This is a genomic window from Streptococcus oralis, from assembly GCF_026782085.1.
Classification (GTDB): Bacteria; Bacillota; Bacilli; order Lactobacillales; family Streptococcaceae; genus Streptococcus; species Streptococcus oralis_DA.
Genome location: NZ_JAKUVW010000004.1, coordinates 364,432 through 385,423, shown reverse-complemented (window position 1 = coordinate 385,423; position 20,992 = coordinate 364,432). Strand labels below are relative to the sequence as shown.

Genomic DNA, 20,992 nt, shown 5'->3' with positions numbered 1-20,992 from the left:
CTTTGCCTCCCTCGTATCAAAATGAACTTAGGACCTAGTTGAGCTAGGAACCGACAGTATCTTATATAGAATAGGAGAAGGAGATGAGTTCAGGTAAAATTGCTCAGGTTATCGGACCCGTTGTAGACGTCTTGTTTGCAGCAGGGGAAACACTTCCTGAGATTAATAATGCACTTGTCGTCTACAAAAATGACGAAAGAAAAACAAAAATCGTCCTTGAAGTAGCCTTGGAGTTGGGTGATGGTATGGTCCGTACGATCGCCATGGAATCAACAGATGGTTTGACTCGTGGAATGGAAGTTTTGGACACAGGCCGTCCAATCTCCGTGCCAGTAGGTAAAGAAACTTTGGGACGTGTCTTCAACGTTTTGGGGGATACGATTGACTTGGATGCTCCTTTCGCTGAAGACGCTGAGCGTCAGCCAATTCATAAGAAAGCTCCAACTTTTGATGAATTGTCTACCTCATCTGAAATCTTAGAAACAGGGATCAAGGTTATCGACCTTCTTGCCCCTTACCTAAAAGGTGGTAAAGTTGGACTTTTCGGTGGTGCCGGAGTTGGTAAAACTGTCTTGATCCAAGAATTGATTCACAACATTGCCCAAGAACACGGTGGTATTTCAGTATTTACCGGTGTTGGGGAACGTACTCGTGAAGGGAACGACCTTTACTGGGAAATGAAAGAATCAGGCGTTATCGAGAAAACAGCCATGGTATTTGGTCAGATGAATGAGCCACCAGGAGCACGTATGCGTGTTGCCCTTACTGGTTTGACAATTGCTGAATACTTCCGTGATGTAGAAGGCCAAGATGTGCTTCTCTTTATCGATAATATCTTCCGTTTCACTCAAGCTGGTTCAGAAGTATCTGCCCTTTTGGGTCGTATGCCTTCAGCCGTTGGTTACCAACCAACACTTGCTACAGAAATGGGTCAATTGCAAGAGCGTATCACATCAACCAAGAAGGGCTCTGTAACCTCTATCCAGGCTATCTATGTGCCAGCCGATGACTATACTGACCCGGCGCCAGCAACAGCCTTTGCTCACTTGGATTCAACTACAAACTTGGAACGTAAGTTGGTACAGTTGGGTATCTACCCAGCCGTTGATCCGTTGGCTTCAAGCTCTCGTGCCTTGGCACCTGAGATTGTTGGTGAGGAGCACTACGCAGTTGCTGCTGAGGTTAAACGTGTCCTTCAACGTTACCATGAATTGCAAGATATCATTGCTATCCTTGGTATGGATGAACTTTCTGATGAAGAAAAGACCTTGGTTGCACGTGCCCGTCGTATCCAGTTCTTCTTGTCTCAAAACTTTAACGTTGCCGAACAATTTACTGGTCAACCTGGTTCTTATGTGCCAGTAGCGGAAACAGTTCGTGGCTTTAAGGAAATCCTTGAAGGAAAACATGACCAGCTACCAGAAGATGCCTTCCGTGGTGTCGGTTCAATCGAAGACGTCATTGCTAAGGCAGAAAAAATGGGATTTTAAGAGGTGATCTATGGCTCATTTAACTGTCCAGATCGTGACACCAGATGGCCTCGTCTATGATCACCATGCCAGCTTTGTATCGGTACGAACTCTGGATGGTGAGATGGGGATCTTGCCACGACATGAAAATATGATTGCGGTTTTAGCGGTTGATGAAGTAAAGGTAAAACGTATCGATGATGATACTCATGTGAACTGGATTGCAGTGAACGGAGGAATTATCGAGATTGCTAATGATATCATTACCATTGTAGCAGACTCAGCAGAGCGTGCTCGTGATATCGATATCAGTCGTGCAGAACGTGCGAAACTTCGCGCTGAACGAGAAATCGAAGAAGCCCATGATAAGCATTTGATTGACCAAGAACGTCGCGCAAAAATCGCATTGCAACGTGCTATCAACCGTATCAATGTCGGAAATAGACTATAAAAAAAATGAACTTGAAACTCAAGTTCATTTTTTTTAATGTAAGAAGTTGATGCAGACTGCTTCAGGGACATGGAAGTCGTTAGAAAGCTCTGCAAGACGACCACTTTTAGGATTGCGCTTAAAGACGGTTGCGTTATCAGAATCTTGATGAACAGCAATGAGAAACTCTTGATCAGGAGTTAGGTCGAAATCACGTGGATTTTTACCATGACTTGGAACAATCTCTAATAATTCCAAGCTACCATCAGCGAGGATTGTATAGACTGCAATGGAATCATGACCTCGGTTGGATGCATAGAGGTATTTACCATCTTTTGAAAGACGAATGGCAGCAGTAGCATTAAATCCCTCATATCCATCTGGTAAGGTTGAAATAACTTGCATGCGTTCAAATTCACCAACTCCATCATAAATCAAGACCTCTATCGTGCTATTAAGTTCGCAGATGAGATAGGCAATCTTATAATGATGATGGAAAACGATGTGGCGTGCACCTGCTCCAGCTTGGCTGTGATAAGTGTATAGTTTATTTAGTTTTCCTTCTTGACTAACATCATAGGTTGTTACCTCATCTGTTCCTAAATCACATGTGACAAGGTACTGATCAGGTGTTAGATCCGTAAAGTGTACATGTGGGGAAGTTTGGTTTTCATGAGGACCTTGTCCACTATGCTGATCTAGATCTGTTTGGATGAGGCTACCATCCGTTTGACGTTTATAAATCAGAACTTGACCCTTATGATAGTTGGCCCCATAAACGAGACCACGCTTTTCATCCACTGCAACGTAGCAGTGAGGAGCGCCTTCTTCAACCACATGATTTAGCAAAGCGCCATCTGTCTTGTAAGCAGCGATTCCACCTAAGCCATCCTGGCTCCCTACAGTGTATAAGTGTTGCTGTTGATCAAAGGCAAGGTAGGTTGGACTTGGTTCAGCAGCAAAGAGCTCAAGATTTGCAAGCTGGCCTGTTTCTGTATCAAAATCTGCCTTGTAAATCCCTTTAGATAAGCGACGAGTGTAAGTTCCAAAATAAACAATTTCTTTCATGTCCATACCTCTTAATAATGATATGTTCATTATACCACAAAATGGCAGTCATGAAGCACTAGATTCATCCATGTAAGCACTTTAAAAAAGAGTTATTTTAGTCTAAAAATGGTATAATGAGAGAATGACAGAAAGGATGTATTTATGGAACATAAAGAGAAACATTTTAGCCTATCTTGGTTTTTTAAGTGGTTTTTAGATAATAAAGCCATCACTGTATTTTTAGTAACCTTGTTACTGGGGCTAAACATTTTTATTCTAAGTAAGATTAGTTTTATCTTTTTACCAGTTTTGGATTTTCTAGGGGTTGTCATGTTGCCAGTTATTTTATCTGGTTTACTTTATTACCTCCTCAATCCGATTGTGGACTGGATGGAGAAACACAAGATCAATCGTGTCCTTGCCATTAGTATTGTTTTTGTCATTATCGGACTCTTTATCATTTGGGGATTGGCAGTCGCAATTCCTAATCTGCAACGTCAAGTCTTAAATTTTGCGAAGAATGTGCCGACATACCTGGAAGATGCTGATAAGGTGATCAATGACCTTGTAACCAAACGCTTGCCAGATGATTTTAGACCACAGTTGGAGCAGGTTCTTGCCAATGTTTCTAGTGAGGCGACCATGTGGGCGAGCAAAATCTCTTCTCAAGCTGTTAACTGGGTTAGCGCCTTTATCAGTAGTGTTTCCCAAGTCATTGTAGCGGTTATTATCGTACCCTTCATGCTCTTTTATCTTTTGAGAGATGGGAAAGGCTTGCGAGATTACCTGACTAAATTCATCCCAAACAAGTTAAAAGAACCTGTGGGTGAAATCCTATCAGATGTCAATAAACAGCTGTCAAACTATGTTAGAGGACAAGTTACAGTAGCTATTATTGTAGCTATCATGTTTATTATCTTCTTTAAGTTTATCGGTTTGCGCTACGCTGTCACTCTAGGTGTAACGGCTGGTATTCTAAATCTAGTCCCTTATCTAGGTAGTTTCCTCGCCATGTTGCCTGCTCTGGTTTTAGGTTTAATAGCAGGACCTGTGATGCTTTTGAAAGTAATCGTTGTCTTTATTGTTGAACAAACGATTGAAGGTCGCTTCGTTTCTCCGCTTATTTTAGGTAGTCAGCTAAACATCCATCCGATTAATGTCCTCTTTGTTCTCCTAACTTCAGGGTCTATGTTTGGTATTTGGGGAGTCTTGCTGGGAATTCCCGTCTATGCTTCTGCCAAGGTTGTTATCTCAGCTATCTTTAACTGGTATAAAAAAGTCAGCGGTCTGTATGAAGAAGAAGGGGAGGAAATCAAGAGTGAACAATAGTCAACGCATGCTCCAGGCTTTGGATGAACAGGATTTAACCAAAGCGGATCAGTATTTTCACAAAGCCCTCGAAACAGATTCAAGTGAAGTTCTTTATGAACTAGCAAGTTATCTAGAGGGAATTGGTTTTTATCCTCAAGCAAAAGAAATTTACCAACATATCGTTACAGAATTCCCAGAAGTGAATCTGAATTTAGCAAGCATTGCTAGTGAGGATGGCAATGTTGAGGAAGCCTTTGCTTACCTTGAGGAAATCACACCCGAAAGTGACTGGTATGTATCGGCCTTGGCCTTGAAGGCCGACCTCTATCAGTTGGAAGGATTGACAGATGTAGCGCGTGAAAAGTTACTGGAAGCCCTAAACTACTCAGACAATCCCTTATTAGTTTTTGGTTTGGCTGAGTTGGATAGCGAGTTAGGGAATTATCAGGAAGCTATTCAGGGTTATGCTCAATTAGACAATCGCTCCATCTATGAGCAAACGGGTGTCTCAACCTATCAACGAATTGGTTTCGCTTATGCCCAGTTAGGTAAGTTTGAAGCTGCAACTGAATTCTTAGAAAAAGCTTTAGAATTAGAATACGATGACCAAACTGCCTTTGAACTGGCTAGTCTTTATTTTGACCAAGAAGAGTATCAAAAATCTGTTATTTACTTTAAGCAGATTGATACCATTTCACCTGATTTTGAAGGATATGAGTATGGCTACAGTCAAGCATTGCACAAGGAACATCAGGTGGAAGAGGCCCTTCGTATCGTTAAACAAGGTTTGGAGAAAAATCCATTTGAAACTCGGCTCTTACTAGCTGCTTCTCAGTTTTCGTATGAATTGCATGATCCTAGTAGTGCTGAGCAGTTTCTCCTTACTGCCAAAGAAGATGCAGAGGATACAGAAGAAATTTTCCTTCGCCTTGCAACCATTTATATGGAACAAGAACGGTACGAAGATATTATCGCTCTCCAAAGTCAAGAACCTGAAAATCTCCTGACCAAGTGGATGATTGCCCGTTCTTACCAGGAAATCGAGGATTTAGATAAGGCCTATGAGCTCTATCGGGAACTATCGTCTGACCTTAAGGATAATCCTGAGTTTCTGGAGCAGTATACTTATCTTTTGCGTGAATTGGGGTATTTTGAAGAAGCCAAAGTGCAAGCTGAAGCTTATTTAAAACTCATTCCAGATGATGTTCAGATGCAAGAACTCTTAGAGACACTTTAATTATTTCTATTTTTTGTAAAATTTTATTAACAGAAACGAATGACTTTAAATGAATGATTTGAAAGACCTCAGAGGTCTTTTCTTTTTTACTAATATAATATAAATGTTAGAATTTCTTATAGCCAATTTAGATGAAGTTTTGAACGATGAAAGCCTGCTACACCCTATAAAATAAGAGTTTAAAGGTATGATTTGAACATCGAACTACTATGAAATACTTGACAAATTTATATAAGAATATATAATAATAAATAGGGGAATCTATCCCCAAAAATAAAGGAGGCAAATGTTGTGAAAAAGATTAATAAAAAACTTTCTCATGCATTCATGGCGCTATTGTTAGTAGCTTCAGTATTTATCCCAGTACTAAGAACTAGCAATGTGGTTAAAGCTGCTGAACTACCATCTAGTAGCTATACGCTAACGACAGTACCGACAATTAACAATAATAAGTTAGTTGACGGTGCAGAGTATGGTGAAGGGAAATTTTACCTTCAAACCACTTACAAATTCGACAACTCAACAACGTTGAAGAATGGTGACTTTATGGTTTATAAAGTTCCAAATGAATTCAAAATTGAATCAGATTCAACTACTGAAATCTTTGGTAACGATGGAGTCACTAAGGTTGCTGAATTAACGACAAATAAGTCTGCAAATACAGCGACTGTAACGGTAAGTAACGAAGATTATTTTGCTAACTTACCTGAAGAGAAACAAATTTCGGCCTTATTTACAGTTGTATGGGCTGATAATGTTGAACTCAATAAATCGTATCCAATCGACATTCCTGGAGCAGGAGTTTACAATTTGACTCGTATTGTTCCAGATGAGGATCCAACAGGATTCACTAAATGGGGAGTTCAAGATACGAACGATCCAAATTATATTAATTGGTATATTCGCGTAAACAAATATGCCAATCCTTATGAAGGTGTTTCGATTCAAGATACAATCCCTGAAGGACAAGTATTAGCTAGTGAGATTACAGGTTACTACTTTACTGAATGGGGTAAAGATGAGCATCATCCTCTTTTGAATCCAAGTCACATTGTTGTTCAAGATTCTAATCGCTTCACTATTACTCCAAATGGTAATGGTGATCTAATCAACCAAGGTTTGTATGTAGTTTATAAGACTCGTATCACAGCTCCAGTTGATAATACAACAAAGAAAGCTTTCAATAACGTTAAAATTACGACTTCGACTGAAAACTTTGATGTAGAAGGTTTTGCACCATTAACCACAACTGAAGGTATTAGTTCAGGTTCACGTTCTACAGAAGTTTCATTTGAGGTTTCTAAGCAGTTAAAAGGAAAAGACTTAGCTGCTGAAGAATTTAGCTTCCAACTACTTGATCCAAACGGATCAGTTGTGGAAACTGTTAAGAATGATAAAGATGGCAAAGTGAAATTTAAAGCCGTTAAATTCTCTACAGTGGGTACTTATAAGTATCAGATCAAAGAAGTTAATGATCAAAAACCAGGTTTTGCTTACGATGATAAGACTATTAACGCAGAAGTTACTGTAACAGATGTTTATGGTGAGAAGTTTGCAAGTGTTAAATATGACAATAAAGTTTTTGTAAATTCGTATTCTGCTAAATCTGCAACAACTTCAATTACTGCTAAAAAAGTCCTAAATGGTAAAACTCTTGAGGCAGATAAATATGAATTTGAATTGAAAGAAGGCGACAAACTTGTAGCTACAGCTAAGAATGCTGCAGACGGAACAGTTGCTTTCCCAGCAATTGAATACACTACTGCAGGAACTCACACGTATACTATCACTGAAAAAGATGGTGGTGAAGCTGGTGTAACTTATGATAAAAATGCTTATACAGTAACAGTAAAAGTTGCAGACAATGGTCAAGGTAAACTTGTAGCAAAAGTTACAGGCAATAATCCAACCATCACAAATACTTATGCTGCTGAGACTCCAGGATCTTCTGATGACAAACCTAAACAACCAGGAGAAACTAAAGAACTACCAAATACTGGTACTTCTGAAATGACTATCTTGCTTACTGTTGTAGGAGTAGTACTTGCATTTGGTTCCATTCTCTTATTCCGTTTCAAAAAAGTTAAATAATCTAGTTGAAAAATTTTGATGCCCTTGCTATGGCATCATCAAAGAGCCACTTGTATGGATAGTAGAAATGATACTATTCTTATAAAGTGGTTCTTTTTTATATCTCTAGAGGTATGAAGTGAATGAGAGTAAATAGAGTTCTATATCATTGAAATCTTTATAGATATTTGATAAAAATATTTTGATTATTGTTCTCTCAGAATTAGAAGTTAAACCTATATTCTCGTCTAGAATCCTTATAATTCTTCGAATTCTGTAAGATGATATTTCGCTCTGATTTCTTAGATAAAGGTGTATAGTTCAATAATTATAGAATTTTTTTACAAAAACCCTTGCTAAATTGTTTATTTATGCTATAATAGGAACAATAATTTTTAGGAGGTGCAGTATGTCTTATATGTTTGAGATATTACCAAGTTTATTGAACGGTGCAAGTATGACACTTCAAGTCTTTGCTCTGGTCTTGATATTTTCAATTCCTTTAGGTATTGTCGTTGCCTTTGCTTTGCAAGTTCGCTGGAAACCCCTCCATTATCTCATTGACCTTTATATTTGGGTGATGCGAGGGACTCCCTTGCTCTTGCAATTAATCTTTATTTACTATGTTCTCCCTAGCATTGGGATACGTTTAGATCGTTTGCCTGCTGCTGTGATCGCTTTTGTATTGAACTATGCTGCCTACTTTGCTGAAATTTTTCGTGGAGGGATTGAAACCATTCCAAAGGGGCAGTACGAGGCTGCTAAGGTCTTGAAGTTTAGACCATTTGACACAGTGCGCTATATTATTTTGCCTCAGGTTACAAAGATTGTCTTACCGAGCGTCTTTAATGAAATTATGAGTTTGGTCAAGGATACTTCATTGGTTTATGCCCTTGGGATTTCAGATTTGATTTTGGCAAGTCGGACAGCAGCCAATCGAGATGCCAGTCTTGTTCCTATGTTTTTAGCTGGAGCGATTTATTTGATTATGATTGGTCTTGTAACCATTGTAGCGAAAAAACTTGAGAAGAAGTACAGTTATTACAGATAGGAGGATTGCTATGTTAGAATTACGAAACATTAACAAGGCCTTTGGTGGCAAACAAATCTTAACCAATTTCAGCCTATCAATTCCTGAAAAGCAAATCCTTGCAATCGTAGGTCCATCAGGAGGCGGAAAGACAACCCTATTACGTATGCTAGCTGGACTGGAAACCATCGATTCGGGGGAAATCTACTATAACGGCGAATCGCTAGCTATAGACGAACTAGAAAAGCGCAATCTTCTGGGATTTGTTTTCCAAGATTTTCAACTCTTTCCGCATTTGTCAGTTCTAGATAACTTAACTCTGTCGCCTATAAAAACAATGAGCATGGAGAAGGAAGTTGCTGAGAAGAAGGCGCGTGGTTTATTAGAACAACTTGGGTTAGCTGGGCATGCAGATGCCTTTCCATTCTCACTTTCAGGTGGGCAAAAACAACGGGTGGCCTTAGCACGCGCTATGATGATAAACCCAGAAATTATTGGATATGATGAGCCTACATCAGCTTTAGATCCAGAATTGCGATTAGAAGTAGAAAAACTTATCCTTCAAAATAAAGAGCGTGGGATGACTCAGATTGTTGTGACCCACGATCTTCAGTTTGCAGAAAACATTGCTGATCAGATCCTTAAGGTTGATCCAAAGTAGGACTAGGAGGTGCCTATGAAGAGAAAGAAAATTGCCCTTGTACTTGCTCTGTTCTTTAGCTTCTTCCTGACGGCTTGTACTCAGAAGGCAAGTGATCCAAATCAGGATAATTGGGCCAAATATCAAAAACAGGGAAGCATTACCATTGGCTTTGACAATACCTTTGTTCCCATGGGATTTGAGGAAAAGAATGGCCAGTATGCAGGTTTTGATATTGACCTAGCCCAAGCTGTCTCTGAAAAGCTAGGAATTCAGATTAAATTTCAACCCATCGACTGGGATATGAAAGAAACCGAACTACAAAATGGTACCATTGATGCCATCTGGAATGGCTATACAGCTACAGATGAACGGAAAGAGAAGGTTGCTTTTACCATTCCTTACATGGAAAATCAACAAGTTTTGGTCTCTAAAAAGTCTCAAAATATCCACTCAATTCAGGATATGACTGACAAAGTTTTAGGGGCCCAGGCAGGATCTTCTGGCTATTTGAATTTTGAAGGACAACCAGAACTACTCAAGAATCGAGTGAAAGATCAGAAGGCCAATCAATACCAAAGTTTCAATGAAGCCTTAATTGATTTGAAAAATGACCGGATTGATGCCTTGTTGATTGACCGGGTATATGCCAATTATTATCTCCAGTCTGAAGGAATATTAAATGACTACAGTGTCTTTTCAGCTGGATTTGAAAGTGAAGCTTTTGCAGTGGGTGTTAGACCTGCTGATAAAACTTTGCTAGATGCATTGAACCAAGCCTTTATCTCACTATACCAAGAAGGAAAATTCCAGGAAATCAGCCAGAAATGGTTTGGGGAAGATGTAGCCACCAGTCAAGTTAAAAATCAAGAATAAGAAAAGAGATTGAGTTTTTTATCAGTCTCTTTTTGTATCGAAAAATCCTCTGGCAAGTACCAGAGGATAAGGGTTTATACTCAATGAAAATCAAAGAGCAAACTACGAAGCTAGCCGCAGGCTACTCAAAACACTGTTTTGAGGTTGTAGATAAGACTGACAAAGTCAGGAACATATATCTACGGCAAGGAAATGCTGACGTGGTTTGAAGAGATTTTCGAAGAGTATTATTTCATTGTTGGGAAAAGCAATACATCACGGATAGTAGTTGTATCAGTGAGGAGCATGCAGAGACGGTCGATACCGATTCCCAAACCACCTGTTGGAGGCATACCGTATTCAAGGGCTTCAATGTAGTCGTAGTCAATACCAGTTGCTTCATCATCACCAAGCTCTTTAGCTTTCGCTTGAGCTTCAAAACGGCTAAGCTGATCGATTGGGTCGTTCAACTCGGTAAAGGCATTACCGTATTCTTTGGTCATGATGAAGAGTTCGAAACGGTCAGTAAAGCGGTCGTCTTCAGGATTTTTCTTAGCGAGTGGAGACACAGCTACTGGATGTCCGTAGACAAAAGTTGGTTGGATTAAGGTTTCTTCGACAAATTCTTCAAAGAAGGCATTGATGATGTGACCAACTTCAGTGTAATGTTTTTCAACTGGAACTTTCTTCTCAGCAGCGATAGCTTTAGCTTCCTCGAAAGTCATGTCTTGCCAGAAGTCTACACCAGTAATTTCATTGATAGCATCTACCATGTGAACACGTTTAAATGGTTCGTTGATTCTGATTTCAGTTCCTTGGTAGTTAACTGGACCATCACCCTTAACTGCCTTAGCAGCGTGTTGAATAATACCTTCCGTCAAGTCCATGATATCTTGGAAATCTGCATAAGCTTGGTAAACTTCGATAGAAGTAAACTCAGGGTTATGAGTAGCGTCCATTCCTTCGTTACGGAAGATACGGCCAATTTCATAGACACGTTCCATACCCCCAACGATAAGACGTTTCAAGTGAAGCTCGGTCGCGATACGAAGCACCATGTCAATGTTCTGTGCATTGTGGTGAGTGATAAATGGACGAGCAGCAGCGCCCCCAGCTTCGTTGTGGAGAACAGGTGTTTCCACTTCAAGGAAACCTTTTTGGTCAAGGTAACGACGGATTTCAGAGATGATTTTTGAACGAGTAACAAAACGTTCAAAGCTTTCACGATTAGAAATCAAGTCAAGGTAACGTTTACGATAGATGGTTTCAACGTCTGTCAAACCGTGGAATTTCTCAGGAAGTGGGCGAAGTGCTTTAGACAAGTGAGTGATATGAGTTGCCTTGATAGAGAGTTCACCCATATCCGTACGCATGACTTCACCTTCGACACCGAGGAAGTCACCGAGGTCAGCCTTTTTGAAAATTTCGTAGTTTTCTTCACCGACTTCATCTTTACGAACGTAGATTTGGATTTGACCTTCACGGTCTTGGAGATGGGCAAAGCCAACTTTTCCTTTTCCACGTTTAGTTACTAAGCGTCCAGCGATAGTAGCAGTTTCGTTTAATTCATGTAATTGTTCTTTATCAAGTTCCGCGAATTTGTCTTTTAGTTCTTGAGAGTTAGCAGTACGTTCAAAACGTTTTCCGAAGGGATCGATTCCTTGTTCACGGAGCGCAGCCATTTTTTCACGGCGAACGATCTGCTGGTCATTTAGTTCTTCCATATGTTCTGTAGACATGGGTTCCTCCTAATTTTACTCAAAATTTGATACGATGAGTCATTTTTTGCGATACTCCCATTTTATCATAAATAGCAGAGAAATTCACGGATATTCTTTGAAAACTAAAAAGAACTTGACTATTAAGATCAAGTTCCATTATTTTTCTTGATAGGAAGTGTCATTCCATCTTTCCAGAGTGAAGGTTTCAAAATCATCGGTCTCTAAAACTGTCAGACTAGCATTGGCCAAGCCTCCATCTTTGCGGAGGTGAGCTTCTTTATAGCCTAAAAGTGTACGAAGGCTAGCAGTGAGATTTGCCCCATGCCCGACAATCAGAATTCTTTCAGCCGGACTTTCTTTCAGAGATTTGATAAACTGAATGGTTCGCTGAGTCGTAGAGTAGAGAGATTCGGCTTCAAACATCCTCGTATCAAACTGAGCCAGATTAGAGCGAAAGGCCTTGATTTGTTGTGGATAGATGGCATTGAGCGTAGCGATTTTTAATCCCTCTAGTTTGCCAAGTTGCCATTCACGTAGTTCAGGAATGCTTTTTAAAGGACAAGGGGACTGGAGTTGACTTTGGATAATTTCAGCAGACTTAACTGCTCTGGGTAAATCACTAGAATAAATCGTATCAAAAGGAATTTCCTTGAGATGTTGACCCAGTTGTTTTAGGATGTCAATGGACTCTGGAAGAAGGGGAGAGTCACCGCTAGCACCTTGAAAACGTCCTTCAAGATTCCAGAGGGTGCGACCATGACGGACAAAGTAGAGTTTCATCAGTTGTTTTCCTCCAAGATATCAGCGAAGTCCGCTTTTACAAAGCTGGCTAAGTCTTGAGGTCGGATGATGATACTGTGCCCGACTTCTCCAGCAGAGACAATCATTTTGTCTAAATCCAAAGCAGTCTGATCAATAAAAATGGGATAATTGTGTTTTTGGCGAATGCCGACGGGGTTATTAGCCCCATGAATATAGCCTGTCGTTTTTTCCAGATCTTTTTGAGGAATCATGCTCACTTTTTTATTACCAGAAACCTTTGCTAGTTTTTTCTCAGCGAGGTGTTCTGTTATGGGAACGATTCCGATGATTGGCCCCGTCTTATCACCCAGCAGAGCCAAGGTTTTAAAGATATGTGTTCGATCATATTCCGAAGGAAGTTCACCCTCAAGCGCGTTGATATGAATACCAGTATGGTTAATACCCGCCTTGGTCAAGATTTGTTCGACCAAGGTTTTCTTAATCTTAACTTTCTTTGCCATTATTTATACTTATCCTCCAATTGACTCATCCAGATACCAAGCCAAATACCAAGTGCAAAGAAGAAGGCGATGAGAACATAACTCACGATAGAAAGTCCAGTGTATTGGATACTTTCAGCACTTCCAGCATTTGGAATCAAAATTAAGAGGGTACTTGAAAGAACAATTCCAATGATAAAGTGATAAACACGGGAGTGGTAGTTGTTTAAGGCATGGTCCATTAATTTTGAAAAGATAATAAGAGTTGCTCCTGCACCAATCCCAATAGGAAGGAAAGTTCCGAATAAATCAAAGGTCTTAAAACCAGTTAGCATTGGAGCGTACAGCCCTAAAATCAAGAGTAGATTTGACGGACTTAAACCAGGCACCAAGACACCTAGAGCTAAAAGAGCACCCGCTAAGATGAAACTAGCGAAACTAGCACTGAGAGAACCAACAACAAAGTTTAGCGCGTAGAGCCCTAGGCCTGAAAGGATAAAGGTGGTCCAGAACCAGACTAGGTCGATCTTGTCACGATCAGATTCTCGAGTAGATTCTTTAAGGAGGCTAGGAACTGTACCGATGATGGCTCCCGCAAAGCTCCACAAAACATAGACTTGATAATTTTCTAGCAGATACTCGATTGGATAAGAAAACAAACCAATGCCTAGCAACATCCCGATTGCTACTGGGATAAAGTATAGGACATTCGCTTTAAAATCCTTAAAAGGATGAGCCAGAAAGCTAATCATTCGCTCGTAGATTCCCAAAATAGCTGCCAGAACACCACCAGAAATTCCTGGTAAGATAAATCCTAAGGCGATGACTATTCCCTTAATAACTCTTGCAATCCATGAAAACATCATAAAATCCTCAATTTCATAAAATTCTTTCTCTATTCTATCAATTATAACACAGACGAGAAGAAAATGAAAAAACAAGTGAAAAAGAGAGCAATTTTCACTTGTCTTATGGTCTTAAAAATAGTTTTCTGAAGGTTTCTTCTTTTTCCTTCAAGGTAGAAATGAGATTAATATCTAAATGATGCTCAAATCCAGCAATTCTTCCTTTTGAAGTATACTGATGGAGGTCATAGTCTAAATCAGTATTAGGCGTGGTTTCAAAGTAACCTGAATCCGTTCCATAAGATGGAATCCAAACAGCAGAGAACTTGTCTGTATTGATACTATGCTCTTGCATGAAATAAACACCGATGTAAATTCCGATATTTTTAGCACCTAAAGATTCCAGTTTGGCACGAAACGCTTCGACCCCTTCGTTCATATCAGACATTGTTTTTTCTTCAACATCAAGCCAGTAGTAACTAGGGTTGTAAGGAGAAGCAGCGTTGTAGAAAACCTCAGCAGCTTTTTCCATTTCTTCCTTGCTGGGGCTAGCTAGATAGGCATAGACTCCAACTGGGACATTACGCTTTTGAAATTCTGTAATATGACTTTTATAGGCTTTATCAATACCATTGGCATAAGCCGCATCATTTTTTTCAGTATGTTGAGCCCCATTGTGGACGCGAACAATAACACCTGAAATATTTTGAGACAAGGTATCGTAGTTGATTTCCTCAGGTCTTTGCCAGCCAGAGACGTCAATAATAGGTTTGTCAAGATTATGCAAGGCCTGATTTTCAACCTGGACTGCATTGGGTTTTGACTTGACAGGATGGTCTTCATAAGTTGGTCTATTGAGGATCAAAATAGCTATAAATATAGTAAATAAAGTAAAAATAATAGCTGGATGAATCTTTTTTCTCATATTTAAATAGTTTAACGTAAATAGATAAAAAAATCAAAGAAAACATCGGAAAAAGTGAATATATGAGCGTCTTTTCCCTATTTCTCTGTTTGTTTACTCCTAAGAAACTAAATTATGGTATAATATAAGGGAATTTCTAGAGAAAAGAGAAGATTATGTCAAATTATGCCATTATTTTAGCAGCGGGTAAAGGTACTCGCATGAAATCAGATCTTCCAAAGGTACTTCACAAAGTAGCTGGAATTTCGATGTTGGAACATGTTTTTCGTAGTGTTGGTGCTATTCAACCTGAAAAAACAGTTACTGTAGTTGGTCACAAGGCTGAGCTAGTTGAGCAAGTATTAGCTGGTCAGACAGACTTTGTTACCCAAACAGAACAACTAGGAACTGGGCATGCTGTCATGATGGCAGAGCCTATTCTCCAAAATCGTACTGGCCATACCTTGGTTATTGCTGGGGATACTCCTCTGATTACAGGTGAAAGCTTGAAAAACCTCTTGGATTTCCATATCAATCACAAAAATGTGGCGACGATTTTAACAGCTGAAGCGGCAAATCCTTTCGGATACGGTCGTATCGTCCGTAACGATAATGCTGAAGTTCTTCGTATTGTTGAGCAGAAAGATGCCACAGACTTTGAAAAGCAAATTAAGGAAATCAATACAGGAACTTATGTATTTGACAATGAGCGTCTTTTTGAAGCCCTTAAAAACATCAACACCAACAATGCCCAAGGTGAGTACTATATTACTGACGTGATTGGTATTTTCCGTAATGCGGGTGAAAAGGTTGGGGCCTATACTCTCAAGGATTTTGATGAAAGTCTTGGCGTAAATGACCGTGTAGCTCTTGCGACTGCAGAAGCAGTGATGCGTCGCCGTATCAACCAAAAGCATATGGTTAATGGTGTTAGTTTTGTCAATCCTGAAGCAACTTACATCGACATTGATGTTGAGATTGCTCCCGAAGTCCAAATCGAAGCTAATGTTACCTTGAAAGGTCAAACGAAGATTGGTGCTGAGACTGTTTTGACAAACGGTACTTACGTAGTGGATAGCACTATCGGAGCTGGAGCTGTGATTACCAACTCTATGATTGAGGAAAGTACAGTTGCAGACGGCGTGACTGTTGGCCCGTATGCCCATATTCGTCCAGGTTCAAGTCTGGCTGCTCAAGTTCACATTGGAAATTTTGTTGAAGTAAAAGGCTCTTCAATCGGTGAAAATACCAAGGCGGGTCATTTGACTTATATTGGAAACTGTGAAGTGGGTAGCAACGTTAATTTTGGTGCAGGAACTATTACAGTCAACTACGATGGCAAAAATAAATACAAAACTGTCATTGGCAATAATGTCTTTGTTGGCTCAAACTCAACTATTATTGCTCCTGTAGAACTTGGGGATAATTCTCTGGTTGGAGCGGGTTCAACCATTACCAAGAATGTTCCTGCTGATGCCATTGCTATCGGCCGTGGACGACAAGTTAACAAAGATGAGTACGCAACACGCTTACCTCATCATCCTAAGAACCAGTAGGAGTTTGTCATGGAATTTGAAGAAAAAACGATCAGTCGGAAGGAAATCTATCAAGGTCCTATTTTCAAACTAGTACAAGACCAGGTGGAACTACCAGAAGGAAAGGGGACTGCCCAACGTGACTTGATTTTTCACAATGGAGCTGTTTGTGTACTAGCTGTGACAGCCGAAGACAAAATCGTTCTCGTTAAGCAATACCGAAAGGCTATCGAGGCGGTTTCTTATGAGATTCCTGCAGGTAAACTAGAACTTGGTGAAAATGCTGATCCAATGGCAGCGGCACTTCGTGAATTGGAAGAAGAAGTTGCCTACATGGCTAAGTTAGAGCTGATATACGATTTCTATTCTGCGATTGGATTTTGTAATGAAAAACTAAAACTCTACCTTGCTAGTGATTTGGTCAAGGTGGAAAATCCTCGCCCTCAAGACGATGATGAAACTTTGGAAGTTCTAGAAGTGAGTCTAGAGGATGCCAAGAACCTGATCCAGTCAGGTCATATCTGTGATGCCAAGACCATTATGGCGATCCAGTACTGGGAACTACAAAAGAAATAGAGGAGAAACCCATGGGAAAACCTTTATTAACAGACGAAATGATTGAACGTGCCAACCGAGGTGAGAAAATCTCAGGACCACCTCTTCAAGATGATGAGGAAACAAAGATCCTACCAACGTCTTCACAACATTTTGGTTATTCACGTTCTAGAGACCACGGTTTTAGTCAAGATACACTTACAATCGAAGTAGAGCCAACGATTCATAAGAGCCGTCGTATTGAGAACACCAAGAGAAATGTTTTTAATTCGAAACTCAATCGCATCTTATTTGCTGTAATTTTACTTTTGATTTTGTTAGTGTTGGCAATGAAACTCTTGTAATTGAAAGGACTTGAAATGAAAATTGGAATCATTGCTGCCATGCCAGAAGAACTCGTATATTTGACTCAGAATTTGGATAAACCTCAAGAAGTCCAAGTCTTAGGAAATACCTACTACACTGGCTCTGTTTGCAATACTGAAGTAGTTCTAGTTCAGAGTGGGATTGGAAAGGTCATGTCGGCTATGAGTGTAGCTATTCTAGCTGACCATTTTCAGGTAGAAGCTATCATCAATACAGGATCAGCAGGTGCTCTTGCCGAAGGGATTGCTGTTGGTGATGTCGTGATTGCAGATAGACTAGCTTACCATGATGTGGATGTGACTGCTTTTGGTTATGCTTATGGCCAAATGGCTGGTCAACCTCTTTACTTTGAATCAGATAAGAAATTTATCGCTAGGATTAAAGAAAACTTATTTCAGTTAGAGCAGACATGGCACCTAGGCTTGATTGCTACAGGGGACAGTTTTATAGCTGGAGATGATAAGATTGCTAGTATCAAATCCCACTTCCCTGATGTTTTAGCAGTTGAAATGGAAGGGGCTGCTATTGCACAAGCGGCTCAGTCTCTTAATTTACCGTTCCTAGTCATTCGTGCTATGAGTGACAATGCCAATCATGAAGCCTCTATCTCTTTTGATGAGTTTATTATCGAAGCTGGACGTCGTTCTGCCCAAGTCTTACTAGCCTTTTTAAAAGCCTTAGATTAAGCGGAAATTTGACAGTTTATCTAGCTTATGATAAGATTTAAATAAAGAAAAGCTAGAAAACGTTTCAGAGGATATTATGAGTATTGAAATGACCGTCAGTGAGATTGCAGAGGTCTTAGGACTATCTCGTCAAGCAATCAATAATCGTGTCAAAGAACTTCCTGAAGAGGACACGAAAAAAAATGACAAAGGTGTAACTGTAGTTACTCGAAGTGGCTTGATCAAGCTAGAAGAAATCTACAAAAAAACGATTTTTGAAGATGAACCAGTCAGTGATGATGTCAAACAACGTGAACTGATGGAAATCTTGGTCGATGAGAAAAACGCTGAAATTCTTCGCTTGTACGAGCAGCTCAAGGCCAAAGACCGCCAGTTATCAGAAAAAGATGAACAGATGCGAATCAAAGACCGACAGATTGCTGAAAAGGACAAACAGTTGGACCAACAGCAACAGTTAACTCTTCAAGCCATGAAGGATCAAGAAACCTTGAAACTCGAGTTGGACCAAGCAAAAGAAGAAGTCCAAGCAACCAAAAAAGGCTTTTTTGCTCGCCTTTTTGGAGGAAAATAAAGAAGCTGTTTGGGTTACTCACTAACCTAGTGGCTTCTTTTATTATTTATAGTTTATTTTGAGTAGTAATTGAGGGAAATAATGGAAAAATTAAGAGATTATATTGCCTTTGATTTGGAATTCAATCAACACGAGGGGGTTACCCATTTAATTCAAGTATCAGCAGTTCGCTTTCAAGATGGACAAGAAAGTGCTGCTTTTGATTCTTATGTTCATACTACAGCCCCGTTGAAGAGCTTTATCAATGGTTTGACTGGAATCACAGCTGAAACCTTAAAAGATGCGCCAAAAGTAGAGCAAGTTTTAAAGAACTTTCAAGCATTTGTTGGCGACTTACCTATTGTTGGTTACAATGCAGCTAAGAGTGATTTGCCTATTCTCTTGGAGCATGGCATTGATTATCGTGACCAGTATAAGGTTGATCTATATGACGAGGCTTTTGAACGCCGTAGTTCTGATCTACACGGCATAGCCAATCTTAAATTGCAAACTGTTGCAAATTTTTTAGGCTTTCACGGGAAGTCTCATAACAGTATAGAGGATGCTCGTATGACGGCGCGTGTTTACGAAGCTTTTTTGGAATCGGATGAAGGAAAGCTATTAATAGAAGACCAGAGTAGTTTTTCGATGAATAATCCTTTCGGTGGCTTAGATTTATCCCAATTTTTAGACTAGGAGTGCCTATGAAACCTGAAAAACCTAAGAAGCTAGGTTTTAGGAAGATATACTATAACCTAGATAAGATTTTATTTCTATTTTTCTTGATATTTATGATGGTTGAGTTTGTCTGGCTACCATTGAATTCATGGATTGCTGGAATCCTTCTGAGACAAACAGGTTACTTGTTTATCTCCTACAATAACTTTTGGGCGATTATACAAGGCTCACCTTTTATCAGTTTAGCCTTTCTCATCTTAATTGCAATCAATCTCCTAGTTGCCTATTTCCAGATTTGTCTTTTATTTATTGGGGCTCGCCACCTTCTCTATCATGAAAAGAGAACTTTAATTGAGTACAGTAGAAAAGTATTTCACCAGAGCTTTCTATTCGTTAAGCGATTGAGCTTTTGTAAGATGGCCTTTGTCTTTTTTTACATTGCTTTGCTTTTCCCGTTCATCCGTAAGATTTTAAAAATCTACTACCTCAACAAGATTATTATTCCTGATTTTATTGTGAATTATTGGGAAGGTAAGCATTGGCTGGTAGGTCTGATGATCATAGCATCCGCTTGGATCTTTCTCTACATCTCTGTCCGATTTATGTTTGCCCTTCCTAAGATTCTCTTTGAAAGAAAGACGGTAAGAGAAAGCGTGAAATATAGTCTCAAAAAGACAAAGAAAAATGTCCTTTTCTACTCTTGGCATCTCTTACTCATTATCATTAAAACCTATCTTTTCTTCTTTGGTTTATTAATTCCTTTGCTTTTTGCGCAAGCAGTGATGGATAATCTCACTCAAAAAGAATCCTTGATTCTCGGTGTGATTAATTTTGTCTTGATTAAAAATTTCCATTACATGACCCTGACTTACTTCTTAGTGAAGTTTGTTTCCTTCCTGACAGGAGAAGAGTTGGAGATCATGCCAAGGCGAAAGAAAGACCATCTGATGAGATGGGGTGTCATGGGGTGTGCAAGCATCTTCTTTGCCATAGAAGGCTACGTTTATCTGGAATCTCCGGATACCAATACACCTTTAGTGATTTCGCACAGAGGAGTAAGTAATAAAAACGGTGTTCAAAATACTGTGCAGTCTTTAGAAAAAACAGCTCAACTAAAACCTGATCTCATCGAAATGGATGTGCAGGAAACGAAAGACGGTCAGTTCGTGATGATGCACGATGCCAACCTCAAAAATTTAACAGGTATTAACGCTACACCACAAGATTTGACTCTGGATGAATTAACAAATACAGATATTTACGAGAATGGTTATCAAACAAAGATTTCAAGCTTTGATGCCTATTTAGAGCGTGCAAATGCTTTAAACCAAAAATTGCTGATTGAGATTAAAACCAGTAAAAAAGATAGTCCGCAAATGATGGACCATTTCCTCGAAAAGTATGGGGCGACTATCAAGAAATATGGGCATCAGATGCAATCACTAGACTATCATGTGATTGATAAAGTGTTGACTTATGATTCTGAAATTCCAGTTTACTTTATTCTTCCCTATAACAGTATCTTCCCAAGAACCAAGGCAACGGGTTACACTATGGAGTACTCAACTTTGGATGAATACTTTGTCAATAAACTCTGGACAACTGATCAGAGACTCTATGTTTGGACCGTAAATGGTTCGGAGGCATTTGATAAAGCAGTTCGTCTCGGCGCAGATGGCATGATTACTGATGATCTTGAAATGGTCCAGTCACAAGTCACAATGGCTCAAGACGATCCGGAATATACGGAATTACTCTTAAAGAAAGCAATGGAATTCTTTGACTTCTAATAAAAAAAGAGAAACATCTGTTTCTCTTT

Annotated in this window: 21 protein-coding genes; 15 read left to right on the top strand and 6 right to left on the bottom strand. The window is 39.6% G+C overall.

The annotated features are described in order from the left end of the window. Positions 1 to 83: 83 nt before the first annotated feature. The gene (atpD, locus tag MK395_RS03970; protein WP_000094372.1) at positions 84 to 1,490 is read left to right on the top strand and encodes a F0F1 ATP synthase subunit beta; all 1,407 of its coding nucleotides are present in this window, start codon (positions 84 to 86) and stop codon (positions 1,488 to 1,490) included. Between the two features lie 10 nt (positions 1,491 to 1,500). Next, positions 1,501 to 1,920, top strand: a complete 420-nt coding sequence (locus MK395_RS03965) for a F0F1 ATP synthase subunit epsilon (RefSeq protein ID WP_000940836.1) — start codon at positions 1,501 to 1,503, stop codon at positions 1,918 to 1,920. A gap of 33 nt (positions 1,921 to 1,953) precedes the next feature. On the opposite strand, the gene MK395_RS03960 is transcribed toward MK395_RS03965, so the two are convergent. After that, positions 1,954 to 2,967, bottom strand: a complete 1,014-nt coding sequence (locus MK395_RS03960) for a lactonase family protein (protein WP_268711317.1) — start codon at positions 2,965 to 2,967, stop codon at positions 1,954 to 1,956. A 144-nt stretch (positions 2,968 to 3,111) separates the two neighbouring features. Here MK395_RS03960 and MK395_RS03955 point away from each other — a divergent pair, with 144 nt between their 5' ends. The 6 genes from MK395_RS03955 to MK395_RS03925 all read left to right on the top strand — a co-directional run bounded on the left by MK395_RS03955 (position 3,112) and on the right by MK395_RS03925 (position 10,113). After that, positions 3,112 to 4,278 carry an AI-2E family transporter gene (locus tag MK395_RS03955; RefSeq protein ID WP_268711316.1) on the top strand — a complete coding sequence of 389 codons (1,167 nt, stop codon included), beginning with the start codon at positions 3,112 to 3,114 and terminating at the stop codon, positions 4,276 to 4,278. Further along, positions 4,268 to 5,497, top strand: a complete 1,230-nt coding sequence (locus MK395_RS03950; RefSeq protein ID WP_268711315.1) for a tetratricopeptide repeat protein — start codon at positions 4,268 to 4,270, stop codon at positions 5,495 to 5,497. The genes MK395_RS03955 and MK395_RS03950 overlap by 11 nt, the downstream gene beginning before the upstream one ends. Before the next feature lie 291 nt (positions 5,498 to 5,788). After that, a complete protein-coding gene (locus MK395_RS03945; protein WP_326845688.1) occupies positions 5,789 to 7,588 on the top strand; it encodes a Spy0128 family protein in 1,800 nt (599 codons plus the stop codon). A gap of 388 nt (positions 7,589 to 7,976) precedes the next feature. After that, positions 7,977 to 8,618, top strand: coding sequence for an amino acid ABC transporter permease (locus MK395_RS03935; RefSeq protein WP_000121154.1), 642 nt, complete (start codon positions 7,977 to 7,979; stop codon positions 8,616 to 8,618). Between the two features lie 10 nt (positions 8,619 to 8,628). Further along, positions 8,629 to 9,258, top strand: a complete 630-nt coding sequence (locus MK395_RS03930) for an amino acid ABC transporter ATP-binding protein (RefSeq protein WP_000891744.1) — start codon at positions 8,629 to 8,631, stop codon at positions 9,256 to 9,258. Positions 9,259 to 9,273: 15 nt separating this feature from the next. Continuing rightward, a complete protein-coding gene (locus MK395_RS03925; RefSeq protein ID WP_268711314.1) occupies positions 9,274 to 10,113 on the top strand; it encodes an amino acid ABC transporter substrate-binding protein in 840 nt (279 codons plus the stop codon). 227 nt (positions 10,114 to 10,340) lie between these two features. On the opposite strand, the gene lysS is transcribed toward MK395_RS03925, so the two are convergent. The 5 genes from lysS to MK395_RS03900 form a co-directional block, all read right to left on the bottom strand. After that, a complete protein-coding gene (lysS, locus tag MK395_RS03920) occupies positions 10,341 to 11,831 on the bottom strand; it encodes a lysine--tRNA ligase (protein ID WP_000102441.1) in 1,491 nt (496 codons plus the stop codon). A 138-nt stretch (positions 11,832 to 11,969) separates the two neighbouring features. Next, positions 11,970 to 12,593, bottom strand: coding sequence for a histidine phosphatase family protein (locus MK395_RS03915; protein ID WP_000780798.1), 624 nt, complete (start codon positions 12,591 to 12,593; stop codon positions 11,970 to 11,972). Further along, positions 12,593 to 13,075, bottom strand: coding sequence for an aminoacyl-tRNA deacylase (locus MK395_RS03910; RefSeq protein WP_001085918.1), 483 nt, complete (start codon positions 13,073 to 13,075; stop codon positions 12,593 to 12,595). The genes MK395_RS03915 and MK395_RS03910 overlap by 1 nt, the downstream gene beginning before the upstream one ends. Then, positions 13,075 to 13,917 (bottom strand): DUF368 domain-containing protein, encoded by an 843-nt coding sequence (locus tag MK395_RS03905; protein ID WP_008278099.1) that lies wholly within the window; start codon positions 13,915 to 13,917, stop codon positions 13,075 to 13,077. The genes MK395_RS03910 and MK395_RS03905 overlap by 1 nt, the downstream gene beginning before the upstream one ends. A gap of 106 nt (positions 13,918 to 14,023) precedes the next feature. After that, positions 14,024 to 14,824: a glycoside hydrolase family 25 protein gene (locus MK395_RS03900; RefSeq protein ID WP_216728400.1), complete on the bottom strand. Its 801-nt coding sequence runs from the start codon at positions 14,822 to 14,824 to the stop codon at positions 14,024 to 14,026. Between the two features lie 155 nt (positions 14,825 to 14,979). Between MK395_RS03900 and glmU the strand changes: the two genes are divergently transcribed. The 7 genes from glmU (at position 14,980) to MK395_RS03865 (ending at position 20,963) form a co-directional block, all read left to right on the top strand. Next, positions 14,980 to 16,359 (top strand): bifunctional UDP-N-acetylglucosamine diphosphorylase/glucosamine-1-phosphate N-acetyltransferase GlmU, encoded by a 1,380-nt coding sequence (gene glmU / locus MK395_RS03895; RefSeq protein WP_268711313.1) that lies wholly within the window; start codon positions 14,980 to 14,982, stop codon positions 16,357 to 16,359. 9 nt (positions 16,360 to 16,368) lie between these two features. After that, entirely contained in the window at positions 16,369 to 16,914 is a 546-nt protein-coding gene (locus MK395_RS03890) for an NUDIX hydrolase (RefSeq protein WP_268711312.1), read from the top strand. Between the two features lie 11 nt (positions 16,915 to 16,925). After that, complete coding sequence (gene macP / locus MK395_RS03885) at positions 16,926 to 17,237, top strand: cell wall synthase accessory phosphoprotein MacP (RefSeq protein ID WP_000517873.1); 312 nt, start codon at positions 16,926 to 16,928, stop codon at positions 17,235 to 17,237. A 15-nt stretch (positions 17,238 to 17,252) separates the two neighbouring features. After that, positions 17,253 to 17,945 carry a 5'-methylthioadenosine/adenosylhomocysteine nucleosidase gene (locus MK395_RS03880; RefSeq protein ID WP_268702525.1) on the top strand — a complete coding sequence of 231 codons (693 nt, stop codon included), beginning with the start codon at positions 17,253 to 17,255 and terminating at the stop codon, positions 17,943 to 17,945. Between the two features lie 76 nt (positions 17,946 to 18,021). Beyond that, a complete protein-coding gene (rocS, locus tag MK395_RS03875; protein ID WP_000021252.1) occupies positions 18,022 to 18,516 on the top strand; it encodes a chromosome segregation protein RocS in 495 nt (164 codons plus the stop codon). 81 nt (positions 18,517 to 18,597) lie between these two features. Beyond that, a complete protein-coding gene (locus MK395_RS03870; RefSeq protein ID WP_268702526.1) occupies positions 18,598 to 19,191 on the top strand; it encodes a 3'-5' exonuclease in 594 nt (197 codons plus the stop codon). 8 nt (positions 19,192 to 19,199) lie between these two features. Beyond that, the gene (locus MK395_RS03865; protein ID WP_049518605.1) at positions 19,200 to 20,963 is read left to right on the top strand and encodes a glycerophosphoryl diester phosphodiesterase membrane domain-containing protein; all 1,764 of its coding nucleotides are present in this window, start codon (positions 19,200 to 19,202) and stop codon (positions 20,961 to 20,963) included. The last annotated feature ends 29 nt before the right edge of the window (positions 20,964 to 20,992 follow it).